Annotated in this window: 13 protein-coding genes; 9 read left to right on the top strand and 4 right to left on the bottom strand. The window is 57.4% G+C overall.

What is annotated here, in order from left to right; translation table 11 throughout:
- Positions 1 to 93: 93 nt before the first annotated feature.
- Genes AB4Z25_RS13555 through AB4Z25_RS13545 form a run of 3 tightly spaced genes read left to right on the top strand, consistent with a single transcriptional unit; the run spans position 94 to position 3,294 of the window.
- A complete protein-coding gene (locus AB4Z25_RS13555) occupies positions 94 to 1,176 on the top strand; it encodes a class II aldolase/adducin family protein (protein ID WP_442208225.1) in 1,083 nt (360 codons plus the stop codon).
- On the top strand, positions 1,173 to 2,453 hold the full coding sequence (locus tag AB4Z25_RS13550; protein ID WP_310295641.1) for an FGGY-family carbohydrate kinase: 1,281 nt from the start codon (positions 1,173 to 1,175) through the stop codon (positions 2,451 to 2,453). The genes AB4Z25_RS13555 and AB4Z25_RS13550 overlap by 4 nt, the downstream gene beginning before the upstream one ends.
- Positions 2,446 to 3,294: a TIGR01459 family HAD-type hydrolase gene (locus AB4Z25_RS13545; protein ID WP_442208224.1), complete on the top strand. Its 849-nt coding sequence runs from the start codon at positions 2,446 to 2,448 to the stop codon at positions 3,292 to 3,294. Before AB4Z25_RS13550 ends, AB4Z25_RS13545 begins: the two co-directional genes overlap by 8 nt.
- Before the next feature lie 52 nt (positions 3,295 to 3,346).
- Here the strand turns inward: AB4Z25_RS13545 and AB4Z25_RS13540 are convergent, their stop codons facing one another.
- The gene (locus AB4Z25_RS13540) at positions 3,347 to 4,573 is read right to left on the bottom strand and encodes an adenylate/guanylate cyclase domain-containing protein (protein WP_442208223.1); all 1,227 of its coding nucleotides are present in this window, start codon (positions 4,571 to 4,573) and stop codon (positions 3,347 to 3,349) included.
- Positions 4,574 to 5,167: 594 nt separating this feature from the next.
- Between AB4Z25_RS13540 and ku (AB4Z25_RS13535) the strand changes: the two genes are divergently transcribed.
- From ku (AB4Z25_RS13535) to AB4Z25_RS13525, 3 genes are read left to right on the top strand one after another with little or no spacing between them, the layout of a single operon-like run.
- Positions 5,168 to 6,076 (top strand): non-homologous end joining protein Ku, encoded by a 909-nt coding sequence (gene ku, locus AB4Z25_RS13535; RefSeq protein WP_442208222.1) that lies wholly within the window; start codon positions 5,168 to 5,170, stop codon positions 6,074 to 6,076.
- A 10-nt stretch (positions 6,077 to 6,086) separates the two neighbouring features.
- Complete coding sequence (gene ku, locus AB4Z25_RS13530) at positions 6,087 to 6,899, top strand: non-homologous end joining protein Ku (RefSeq protein WP_442208221.1); 813 nt, start codon at positions 6,087 to 6,089, stop codon at positions 6,897 to 6,899.
- A 3-nt stretch (positions 6,900 to 6,902) separates the two neighbouring features.
- Positions 6,903 to 7,244, top strand: a complete 342-nt coding sequence (locus tag AB4Z25_RS13525; protein ID WP_442208220.1) for a DUF982 domain-containing protein — start codon at positions 6,903 to 6,905, stop codon at positions 7,242 to 7,244.
- Between the two features lie 662 nt (positions 7,245 to 7,906).
- Here AB4Z25_RS13525 and AB4Z25_RS13520 read toward each other — a convergent pair.
- Positions 7,907 to 8,167, bottom strand: coding sequence for a DUF982 domain-containing protein (locus tag AB4Z25_RS13520; protein ID WP_112389171.1), 261 nt, complete (start codon positions 8,165 to 8,167; stop codon positions 7,907 to 7,909).
- 225 nt (positions 8,168 to 8,392) lie between these two features.
- Between AB4Z25_RS13520 and AB4Z25_RS13515 the strand changes: the two genes are divergently transcribed.
- The 3 genes from AB4Z25_RS13515 (at position 8,393) to AB4Z25_RS13505 (ending at position 9,876) form a co-directional block, all read left to right on the top strand.
- Positions 8,393 to 8,629: a hypothetical protein gene (locus tag AB4Z25_RS13515; RefSeq protein ID WP_442208219.1), complete on the top strand. Its 237-nt coding sequence runs from the start codon at positions 8,393 to 8,395 to the stop codon at positions 8,627 to 8,629.
- Positions 8,630 to 8,761: 132 nt separating this feature from the next.
- Positions 8,762 to 8,914 carry a hypothetical protein gene (locus AB4Z25_RS13510; RefSeq protein ID WP_442208218.1) on the top strand — a complete coding sequence of 51 codons (153 nt, stop codon included), beginning with the start codon at positions 8,762 to 8,764 and terminating at the stop codon, positions 8,912 to 8,914.
- Positions 8,915 to 9,504: 590 nt separating this feature from the next.
- Positions 9,505 to 9,876 (top strand): response regulator, encoded by a 372-nt coding sequence (locus AB4Z25_RS13505; protein ID WP_442208217.1) that lies wholly within the window; start codon positions 9,505 to 9,507, stop codon positions 9,874 to 9,876.
- Positions 9,877 to 10,253: 377 nt separating this feature from the next.
- Here the strand turns inward: AB4Z25_RS13505 and mctP are convergent, their stop codons facing one another.
- Both mctP and AB4Z25_RS13495 read right to left on the bottom strand, forming a co-directional pair.
- Positions 10,254 to 11,732, bottom strand: a complete 1,479-nt coding sequence (gene mctP, locus AB4Z25_RS13500; protein WP_442208216.1) for a monocarboxylate uptake permease MctP — start codon at positions 11,730 to 11,732, stop codon at positions 10,254 to 10,256.
- Positions 11,722 to 11,922: a DUF3311 domain-containing protein gene (locus AB4Z25_RS13495; protein ID WP_112444283.1), complete on the bottom strand. Its 201-nt coding sequence runs from the start codon at positions 11,920 to 11,922 to the stop codon at positions 11,722 to 11,724. The genes mctP and AB4Z25_RS13495 overlap by 11 nt, the downstream gene beginning before the upstream one ends.
- Between the last annotated feature and the right edge of the window lie 172 nt (positions 11,923 to 12,094).

The raw sequence follows: 12,094 nt of genomic DNA, 5'->3' as shown, positions 1-12,094 counted from the left end.
ACGACATTCAATCATATAAATAGGATCGCGAAAAAGTTTGCTCAAAAAAGCAGATGCCGGAGCGAGCATGTTTCAACTTGGGAGGAAAGAGACGTGTCAAAAACCGACTTGAGGGGTACAGCGCCTTTCAAAGCCTTCCTTCGCTTGTCGCGCGAGATTGGAAATGACATCCTCAAAACCCAAGGCGCGGGCGGGAACACGTCCATCAAGCAGGACGGCGTTATGTGGGTGAAGGCCTCCGGCACGTGGCTCTCCAAAGCCGAAGATCAAGACATAATGGTTCCCGTCGTCGTCGATCCGCTGGTGAGAGCCTTGCGCGATAGCGATCCGCGCGCGGAGAAATCCACCGATTTCATCGTTTCCGAGCTGAACTCGACCGGTTTACGACCATCGATCGAAACGAGTTTCCACGCTGCACTCGGCAGTCGGGTGGTCGCGCACTATCACTGCGTGAACGCGATAGCACTTTCTGTTCTAGAGGATCGCGAAGAAGAACTGAGTGCACGAATGAGCCTTCTCACGGACCTCAAATGGGGCATGATACCCTACCGGCGTCCGGGGACGCCGCTCGCACGCGAAATCGAGAAAGCCGCAGCGTCGAAGCCCGATGTTCTCATCCTTTTCAATCATGGCATAATCGTCTGCGGCGACTCGGTCGAAGACGTGGCGGCGAGAATCAAAAGGGTGACGGATGCTCTGACGTCTGAGCCACGTCAATCTGGTGGGTTGGATATCGAAGCGCTGACGACGATGGCGCAAGGATCGAACTTTCACCCTGCTCAAGACATTAGAAGTCACTCGATCGCTCTGTCGGAGACCAACCGATCGGCCGCGCTTGGCGGCTCCCTCTATCCTGATCACGTGATATTTCTCGGCACCGAAATTGGTGTGCTTGAAGACGGACAACGCGCGACGGACTATGAGGCCGCGTTGACACGAGAAGGACGCAATATTCCCAAAATGATCCTGGTTCCCGATAAGGGCGTCCTGCTCTCCAGCGCCCTTACCGCCGGTGGTGAAGTCATGGCCCGGTGCCTTGCCGAAGTCGTCAGCCGAATTCCGGAGGGCAAAGCCGTGGCCTATCTTTCCAAGAGTGACGAGCATGAGCTCACTCATTGGGAGGCCGAGCAGTATCGCCAAGCACTCGACCGCGACTCCGTGAGGCAGCCTGCGTGACCAAAAAATCGAGCCAGGCCGTTGCACTCGGCATCGACATCGGCACTTCGGGCGCCCGCGCCTGTGCCATCGACGGAGACGGCAATCAAGTCGCGTTCGCTTCATCACCCTTCAGATCGCCAGACGAACTTCGTCAACCAGAGGCATGGTGGATCCGGGTGCAGGAGGCGTTACAAGCCGTAGCCCAGAAGGTGGATTTCACCTCTCTAAAAGGTGTGGCCGTCGATGGCACCTCCGGGACCGTGCTGGCCCTCGACGCTTCGAACGAGCCCAACGGATCAGTGCTCATGTACAATGAGCCCTGCCCCGACATTGCGGTGGTTGAGCGGATCGCTGCAAACGCACCATCAGGGGCAACCGCGACCGGTGCGAATTCCGGTCTTGCACGCGCCGTCCACCTTTCGAAAGCTCCGGCTGTCGCAACCGTGGTGCACCAAGCCGACTGGATTTTGATGAAGCTCGGGTGCCCCGGGAGGATCAGCGACGAAAACAACGCTCTCAAGACGGGTTATGATCTGAACCGAGGCTTGTGGCCGGCTTGGCTTGAGGCCGCTGACATGGATATATCTAAACTTCCGACAGTTTATCGCGCAGGCGAGCCAATCGCATCGGTCGGAGGCTATCTTCACCAGCTTGGACTTCCGCAATCCGCCACATTCCACGCAGGAACGACGGACGGGTGCGCTTCATTTCTAGCCACGGGTGCGTCTAGTGTTGGCGATGCGGTGACCGCACTTGGATCTACGATCGTACTCAAACTCGCGTCTGACAAACCCATCAATGCCCCACAATACGGCATCTATTCCCATCGTGTTGGCGAGTTCTGGCTGGTTGGCGGCGCTTCGAATAGCGGCGGCAATGTCTTGCGCGCTCTGATCGGAGACGAACGCCTGGACGAGCTGACACGCACGATCGATCCTGAACGACGGTTGGGTCTGAATTTTTATCCGCTTCTGCGGCCCGGTGAGCGATTTCCGGTCAACGACCCGCACTACTTGCCGCGCCTCAGTCCTCGACCAGCCGACGAAGGTATGTTTTTTCAGGCTCTCCTGGAGGGGATGACGGAGATCGAGCGGCTCGGTTACGAACGGCTGCGCGAACTCGGTTCTCCTATTTTGGCAAGCCTCAGAACTGTTGGCGGCGGGGCGAAAAATCCGGCTTGGACAAGAATGAGGGAAAAAGCGCTGGGCATCGATATAGTGCCAGCCAAGTCAGTCGAAGCCGCGACAGGTACCGCCGCGATGGTTCTATCCCACCTGGACGACGAGAATGCGTGAACCGCTACCGATCACCCTGGAACAGCTATCGGACCGATACGATGTCTTTTTGGTCGACCAGTTCGGAGTACTAAGAGACGACACCGGTCCCTACGAAGGAGCTATCGAGGCGTTGTCTCGATTGGCTACCGCAGGCAAGATGATAGTCATCCTTTCTAATTCGGGAAGAAACGGCGAATACAACTCCGAACGCCTGGTCAAGCTAGGTTTTGCTGCGGACAGCTTCGACTTTTTTGTAACCTCGGGCGATGTCGCTTACGAGGTGCTTTCCTCCCCCGGATCGACGCTTGTTCGCGGTTCGACCTGCCTCACGATTTCAAGCGGTGGAGATCGAAATCTTGCCGATCGCCTTGGCCTAGTCTCCATGGACCACGCATCCGAAGCCCAGCTTATCATAATTTCGGGCAGCGAGTCTGAGCGCGTCGCGATGGATGACTACCGCGAAATGCTGCGTCCCGCTGCCGAGAAACACATTCCCTGCGTTTGTACCAATCCCGACATCCACAAGCTCCACAATGGAGCTACCCTCGCAGGAGCAGGGAGCATAGCCCGGCTTTACGAGGCATTGGGCGGAACGGTGACGTGGTTTGGCAAGCCACATCCCGAGATCTACGAGCATGCTGTACGCATCGCCGGGATTAACGATCGACGCCGCGTCGTCTGCGTTGGTGACAGCATCGAGCATGACATCCTCGGCGCGAAAAGGTCCGGCTTTGATTCCGCGCTTGTCCGTACCGGAATACTCGCGGAGAACACTGACGAGCAACTGGCGCATTTGTTCAATTCGGTTCGCGCGGACGCAACCTTTATAATGCCGGCTTTTAGGAACCTTGAGACATAGTCGGCAGCTAAGCGCTAATCAGGAGGTGCGAGCGCCTGTCCTGAGGAAAATTTCAGGCGGTTGATGGATCGGCAATTCCATACACCCTTACCGGCGACGCGAGGCCCCTAAGGGAATGCGACCCAAGCTCTACAAATGTTTCGGTCAGGCTAGCTGAATGCACGAAATCGGAAGATAGAAGGACGGGCCGCTCGAGCAATTTCGTAAGCTCCTCCAACCTGGATGCGACATTGACTGCAGGGCCAATCGCTGTGAAATCCAGCCGCTTTCGGGAACCGATGTTCCCATACATGACATCGCCGACGTGAACACCGATTCCATACCTTAGTGGCGTTTTCCCCCCACCTGTGAGCTTGAGATTTAAGTCGTCCATGCGCCTGCGACCGTCTTCGATGGATTGCAGGAGGTCTGCGCAGGCGTTCGGATTATCCAGTGGAAAGATAGCAAGGAGTCCGTCGCCCATGAATTTCAAGATTTCGCCGCCTCTGGCTTCTATGGGGTCGCATAAGGCATCGAAATAGCCATTGAGAATTTCGATAACGTCATCGCGCGGCCAAAGATCGGATAGCGCCGTGAAATCGCGGAGGTCGCAAATCATGATCGCGGCGCTCACAGTCTTGCCGCTGCCGCGCGTCGTGGCACCCGCAAGAATTTCGGCGCTCGCATGTGGGCCCACGTAAGTCTCCAACAAGGTGCGAGCCATAGCGTTTTTCATCCGGATTTCGCTGACCAAGGCGAGCGCGGGTAACAGATCCCGCAGGTAGTTCACCTCGTGTTCAGAGAACCCGCCAACTTGCCTGGTCGCGAAAGTTATGACATGGCGTTTGCCCAATGTGTGATCGATCGGCCAAGCGACATAGTCGGTGAACCCTTCTCGACGAAGCTCATCGAAGAGTTGAAACTGGCCCATGCCATCGTCATGCCGGTCGAGGCGTTGCCGAACTTCAGATGCTCCATTGTAAATTTCCGTGGCCGGTCTACGAAGGAACATCTCGGTAGTATCAACGTCGTAGTCGAACGTGTCGATATGGGCGTTTTGTACACCCGGCAGCCACAGGATCCTCGCACCTTGCCACTGCGGGTGCTGGATCCTGAGGTGAAGCGAAGACCTAGCGACCGGAACACCGCCAGCAACCAGACGCTCGCACAAATCGACGAGAAGATTGTCAAGAAATCGCTGGGAATAGGTCTCGTTTACGAGCCAGTCGAGAACCGCACGACGCTCTAAGGGCCATTTTCCGTCGGTCGTGCCTGGAGGGAAATGCGAAATATTGTACACCGAAATTCTCCTAAGACCACATTCTAGGCGCGTCACTTGATCGGGGAAAGAAAATTATGCCGGGCGTTTTGCTTCCGATCCTTTGCATACCAGCGTTGGCGCACGACTTTCGATCGGCAGCGCGCAGCTGCTAAGTTCGATACCGGATCGAGGATGGGGGCGCTGCATTGTTCGTTTGTCGGCGACACGAGCGAAGAAGCGCCGATTTCAACTGACGCGTGGAGCTCATGCTGCCGCGCGTCAATAAATCCAGGAAAATAGCGCCGGTGGAGGAGGCGCTAATGCTCGGAATTGAGCATAGGAGTGGACAGGAGGACGAAGACGGACCTGCGTCAAAAACCAATAGGTTGGTCTCGGCTCCTGGGCGCCGGCAGCGGTACCGGCTCCCTCGCTTGCCGGTGGAGCGGCCGTACCTTGCGTACGGGCCAGCAGCTGCTCTTGCCGTCGTTACACGAGACCGACGCCCCAGCATTTCGGCGTGAATCAATTTCCTAAGAAGATTCCATAAGCCATTGAAAAATGATTCGTTTTGAGGCGGAACGAATCACGCTCGCACGTCTTTGAGTCACGTATTAGTGATTCGGAGTATGGCGTATGGCATCGGGACATAGAGCGCAGTGGAAGGGATTTCTCAAGTTCGGCGAAGTAAGCTGTGGCGTCGCCCTCTATACCGCGGCCAGCACGTCAGAGCGCGTCACCTTCAATTCCATCAACAAGGTTACGGGCAACCGGGTCAACCGCGTCTTCATCGACAGCGAGACCGAAGAACGTGTCGAGCGCGAAGACCAGACTAAGGGGTTCGAGATTGAGAACGGCCAGTTCATCATCATAGACCCGGAGGAAGTTGCCGCAACAATCCCCGAGAGCAACAAGACGCTGGATGTTCAAGCCTTCATCCCGAGTTCGGAAGTCGATGATATCTATTTCGACAAGCCCTACTATCTGACGCCGGACAAGATGGGCGCTGACGCCTTCGCGGCCCTCAGAGACGGGATGAGGAAGTCGAAAGTCGCCGCTATCGCGAGGGCCGTGCTGTTTCGGCGGATGCGAACCGTCCTCATCCGGCCGCAAGGCAACGGTCTAGTGGCAACCACGCTAAACTACGACTACGAGGTCCGATCTTCCAGGAAGGCATTCGAGGATATGCCGAAGCTGAAGATCGAGGGCGAGATGCTCGCGCTCGCCAAGCACATTATCGGCACAAAGCGGGGCGAGTTCGATCCGGCGTCATTCGAAGACCGCTACGAGGCGGCGCTTGCCGAGTTGGTGAAGGCAAAGATCGAAGGAAAGGCGCTGCCGAAGCGCAAGAGCGTCGAGGTTTCCAAGCCGAGCGACCTGCTTGCCGCCCTTCGCGAGAGTGCGGGGTCAATGAAAACCGCCTCTCAAAAACCGAAACGCACTGCGGCCAATGCCAATGCTGGCACTGGCAGGCAGCGCGCCGCGCGCGGAGCAGCCGAGAAGGCCGCCTCCTCCAAGGCTGTTCCGCAGCGCAAAGCAAGTTAGGAGCTAAAAAATGGCACTCCGCCCCTACTGGAAAGGGTATTTGAAGCTCTCGCTGGTCACTTGCCCGGTGAACATGAGCCCGGCGACCTCGGAGTCGGAAAAGGTGCGATTCCACACGCTAAACAGGCTCACCGGAAACAGGGTAGTTTCGCAATATATCGACTCCGTCACTGGCAAGCCGGTCAAGGACGGGAACGATGCCAAAGGATACGCTCGAGGTGAAAATGACTACGTCATACTCACCGACGAAGACCTTGACGCGGTTGCACTCGAGACCGTCAAGACGATCGACATAGAAAAGTTCGTTCCCGCGGACAGTATTGCTTCCGTCTACCTCGAGAAGCCGCACTACCTTATGCCGGACAATTCGGTGGGCAACGAGGCTTTCGCCGTCATCCGCGACGCAATGAAAGCCGACAAGGTCGTCGGAATATCGAAGCTTGTTATCGGGCGGCGTGAGCGGGCCGTGATCCTCGAGCCCCGGGAAGACGGCATCGTCCTTTGGTCGTTGCGGTTCGGCGATGAAGTTCGCCCGGAAGAATCCTACTTCGAGGACATCGACAACGAGGCCGATCCCGATTTGATCCCACTCGTGCAGCAACTCATCAAGAAGAAATCCGCGCATTGGTCACCTGACATGGCCAGCGACCCCATACAGGATAGCCTTCTCAAGCTTATTGCCAAGAAGAAGAAAGCGATGAAGCCTTCCAACAAGACGGCAAGGGGCAAGCCGGATGCTTCGGCCAAGTCCAACGTCGTCAACATCATGGATGCACTTCGCAAATCAGTTGCGGCAGAATTGAAGTCAGGAAAGGCAAGGTGAGCGATGGACGACATCCTTGTGACGTCGATCAAGGAGATCGCCGTTGCCCTGCCCGGCAACCAGCATTTTGCGACCGCATCCACGATTTCAGGACTTTTGGGCATTCTGACTTCTGAGAAATGGCCGCGTCGAGTCAACGACATGTCATGGCGGCACGCATTCGCCGCCGGCTTGCGATCGCTACAAGGCGAGCTTGAGCCGGCGCAGGCCCGGAAGGCCTTCGTCGCTGCCGCTCGCGATGCACACCTCAAAGTCCTGCCTGACGACGAACAGCTAATCAGAAATCGGAGGGGTGCGAAGAGGAGACGTTCGCCGGTTAGCTGGAGACATCCTGAGGTAGGATAGGCAAGGCTGACAATTCTCGCCGTGATGAAAGGCGAACGAGAGGTATCTGACGGCCTTTCAGGCGGCAGACACCGAGGAGCGCGATCGCGAGCTGGCCAAGGAACCGCAACGCCGTTTCCGCCTCTTCCACCAAAATCATGTGTCCGACGCCCTTCACCACCTTCAAGGTCACATCAAACCCGGCCGCTTCCAGCTGGCGCGCGGCCGATGTCGAGGCGGTGGGTGGAATTGTTCGGTCCGCTGAGCCAGTAAGAGCACTGAGGTTCCGTGTTCGGAACGACCCAGATGGCGCGAGTGGCAAGTGTCCGGCGAAGTTCACCAAAGCGCCGATCTTCCACCGGCCAGACGCTACCGCATCGAGCGAAGGCGCCAGCGTTGAAGAGAACTCTTTGCCGCTGCGCTGGCCGAACTAGCACCCCACCCGGCTCAACGATCTTGACCCCGATGAGGAGAGCCGCGAGTTCGTAGAAATAGCGATTTTGAGAATCCCTCCAAGGCAAACTTTGAAGCGTTTTATAAGAAATCATAGGAAGGCCGACGACGCCAGCGCCCGAGCTTACGTTGATGTAGAGGCTTGAACGGTTTTCGCGAAAATGTGGAAGGGTTTCGCGAACAACGTCCATGACCCCGAACAAGTTGACGTCGGACTGCTCCTTCGCCCATCAATGCACGATCGTGATTACTCCCACGCCGACCTCTTCCGCGGCTTTGATGAGCGCCCGCCTCGCGAGTTCAGGGGCAACCTCACCGAGCTTAGCGTCTAGACACGCCTTGATCGCGATGACGTAGTCTTCACCGTCCTCGTCAGGCCATAGGTTAAGCAGCACTGTGGCCATGTCGTCGAGCGTCCTGATCTTGTACGCCTCGCGATCCTCCAGCACCAACATCAGCGTCGAAAACTCTTGCGAGCTGTACCGATTCATGACACTTGCGCTCCATCACCTTTACCGAATGGAAACCGTGCAAGAACCGTTCCCGTTGAGATCGACGCTGGACGAGATCGGTTTTGTGCCGGCGGCGAAACGGTGGTCATTCGCTCCCGCCGCAGTTCGAGCCATCGCAACCGGCCCCCGAAATCCTCTCCATTTGACAGCGAGTGTTGCCACTGCGCTATAGTCGATACGGTGACGGAAAGCTGGGGGAATGACATGGCGACGACCGATTGGCCGAGAGAGCCGTTGAATGCAGAAACGATGCTGATACTGGATCGCATCCTGTCCGATTGGTGCGCGGAGCGTTCTTGTGACAAGGGCAGCGACGAAGGTCAGGTCACAGCGAAGATGCTGGTCGACTGGTTCGAATTCGGCATCCACGATGAGCGGGAGTTGGCGCGGCTTGTTCGTGATGCCGCGATGCTGGACCTCAAGACGCCTGAGCGGCCTTGACGATGAGGGGCTTTTCCCTTTCATTCATTGCAGATCGCGATCACAACGCTGGCGGGACTTCCCGCACAAGCGCAATCGTCTCAACTCCATACCATGCTGGATAGGATCGCGGGCACTCTGGACGTGTCGAGCATGCTATACATGAAGGAAGGCAGTCTGTCGGGTTGCCAGCTCGTGTTCGATGCCATGATCCGCGACTACTCCTATCGACAGGGCCGCTTTATCAAAGTTTCCGGAGGTGTCGGCTTCATGCACAACGGCAGCCCCGAACCGCCGCTGAGATAGATCGTGAAGGTGGTCGTCACCGAGGTAGCGCAGGTGAATGGGGAAACTGGCAGCCGACCGCTTCGGCGGCGCGGCCGCCAAGGAGGCGTTTCGGAGCGGCAACCCGCTTCCTACGGCCCTTAGGAAATATCCTGAGGCCCATATCCGGATGAGAGACGAGTTCAGGCTGATGGCTTCAGGCATGTCAACATTCGACGTGCGAAAACGGGTAGATGCCACTTTGGGCGTCGAGTTTCGAAGGAAGGAACCAATTTGAGCAATCGCGCAAACGCCTCTGCGGACCTTTTTAAGCGGCGCGCTACCTTAGAGGCTCTAGCCCCTATTTTTTGCCATTCTAAAGGCTGCCTGTCCTGATCTACGTTGCCGACTGAGTAGATGGCAGCATCGAGGACACTGGCATGTCTCCGATGTAAGCGCTTGCGATGCGCGGCTTTTACGGTACCGATGCCCGTTTTCGGGCTGAGAAGGATTAAGCTTCGGGCTCTACGCCATTTCTGGGTCGATCCCTCATATCAGGATCGGGGGAACACAAATAGTTAGAGGTTTTCCCCGATTTTGCCACCCTCACCTTCACGCACCCTGGAGACTGAATGACCCTCGCACGCATTTTAACAGTTGACGACTCTGCTAGCATTCGCCCTACGATCAATGTCACACTTTCCAACGCAGGCTACTCCGTCGTCGAGGCCAGCGACGGCGCTGAAGGTCTAGCCGCAGCGCAACAGGACGTCTTCGACCTGATCATCACCGATCTAAACATGCCCGGCATGGACGGCTTGCAGATGATCGAAGCAATCCGGAAACAGCCAATCGGAGCGGGCGTCCCGATAATCTTCCTGTCGACGGAATCCGATGGCGATGTGAAGGCACAGGCCAAGGCGGCCGGAGCGACGGGGTGGTTGACAAAGCCTTTTGATCCCGAAACCCTGATCAAGATCGTGCGCAAGGTTATCGGTCGTTAGCGGCTAGCCGATTTCATCAAGTACGGAGTTAGCGTGCGACGCGTTCAGGTTTCAGGCCCGGCCACCGAATTGCGTATCCCGAAAATCGCCCTGACGGCCGTTGACGACTGAATCTTGCGTGCCTAAAAGGCCGGCGTTGCGCTTCGCTGAGAAGGCGACCACGGGGAGGTTCGGTTTTACGAGGAGACCGAACCTCTGCCGACCTTAGGCCGCTGGGCCACGGTTGCCGACCATCTCGGAACAGTGTCCAAGATAGCAGCGAAGGCCCTATCCAGAATGCTGGGCTAGCAGACACCCGCGCATGCTGGGCGAAGCGGTGGCGATGAAGGCACGCCGTTTACCAGCGCGCCTTCACCATTGTCAGAAATCGCCAAACTTCAGTGCGCGGTCGAGACTGAACGCTTGGCAGTCAAAAGGTTCAGAACGACGGCGATCAGGATATTGGCGGCAAGAGCGAGCAGGCCCGTGTACATCGTAAAGCTGACGTCCCCGATCGCGACCAAGTGGAGAGGCTTCCACCCCGCGTCCCAAACCAGATAAGTCCCCCCGAAGAACCCGACAAACCAACCTGCAAGCAAGGCCGGGGCACGGAACCAGTTCGTGTAAAGGCCGAAGACCAGCGCCGGGAGCGTCTGTAGTATCCAGATGCCACCGAGGAGCTGCAGGTCGAGAGCGAACTGCGTCGGCAGGAAGAGGATGACAAGCAGAGCGCCGATCTTGACGACCAACGAGGTAATCTTGGCGACCTTCGCCTCCCCCGCATCGCTGACATGGGGGTTGACGTAGGCCTTCCAGAAATTGCGGGTGAAGAGGTTGGCCGCCCCGATACTCATGACAGCCGCCGGTACAAGCGCGCCGATGGCGATTGCCGCAAAGGCGAAACCGGAGAACCATCCCGAAAAGAGGGTTTTGAACAGAGCCGGGACAACATCATTGGCGCTGTCAAGCTTGAGGCCGGCTGCGTGTCCCATATAACCGAGCAGGGCCAACAGTCCGAGCAGCAGGGTATAGGCGGGCAGCAGCACGGCGTTCTTTCGGATCGTATTGCCACTGTTGGAGGCGAAGATGCCGGTCAGCGTGTGGGGATACATGAAGGCGGCGAGCGCGGAACCTAGCGCCAGCGTCGCGTAGGCGACATATTGGTTGCCACCGAGCAGCAAATTGCCGGAACCCTTTGCCTGGAAGGCAGCGTCCGCCGAAGCGAAAACATTGGCATAGCCGCCGAGCTTCGAAGGAATGAGCGCAACGGCCGCGATCACCACGATATAGATCATGATGTCCTTGACGAAAGCAATCAACGCCGGAGCGCGCAGGCCTGCAGAATATGTATAGAGCGCCAGCACAATGAATGCGATCGCCAGCGGAAGCTCGCCGTGAAGGCCAAGCGCCTTAAGGACGGCGGTCATGCCGACGAGCTGAAGAGCGATGTAAGGCATCGTCGCGATAACGCCAGTGACGGCGACCGCAAGCTCAAGGCCTCGCGAGCCATACTGGCCGTGCACGACGTCACCTGCGGTCACATAGCCGAAGTCCTTGGCACGCTTCCAGAGAACCGGCATGACCATGAAGACGAAGGGGTAGACGATGATCGTGTAAGGCAGTGCGAAGAAGCCATAAGCACCGACCGTGTAAACGAGCGCCGGCACAGCGATCACGGTGTAGGCCGTGTAGAAGTCGCCGCCGACCAGGAACCAGGTGATCCAGGTGCCGAACGAGCGGCCGCCAAGGCCCCATTCGTCGATATGGGCAAGCGTTTCGGGCTTGCGCCAACGGGCTGCGACGAAGCCCATGACAGTGACCAGGATGAAGAAGAAGATGAAGACGGCCAGCGCCGTGGTGTCGATCTCAGTCGTCATGGCGCACGCTCCGATAGGCGATCCAGATCAGGAAAGCAGTGATCGGCACCCACGCGAGCTGGTACCAGTAGAAGAACGGAAAGCCGAAGAGCGACGGCTCACTGAAATTGTAGAAGGGCACCCATAGAAGCCCAATATACGGAATTACCAGCAGCCAGAGCGCTGCTTTACTGGTGGGTTTCGTGTCCACGTCATCGATCCTCTCGAAAACCGGCCCAAAATCAGCTTTGGCCGGAGAGGCACCGATCGTCAGCGTATCGGCCTATGGCCGCACGCAACGCGAGTTCCTCCCCAGGCACAGGTCCTCCCCCATGCGCATGTCATGGGCTAGCCCTTGGAGCGGTCAGATCGCAAGAGGCCGA

The sequence above is a fragment of the Rhizobium sp. RAF36 genome (genome assembly GCF_052114105.1).
Lineage (GTDB): Bacteria > Pseudomonadota > Alphaproteobacteria > Rhizobiales > Rhizobiaceae > Rhizobium.
The sequence above is the reverse complement of the archived record's forward strand: the minus strand, read 5'-3'. Positions and strand labels throughout refer to the sequence as shown.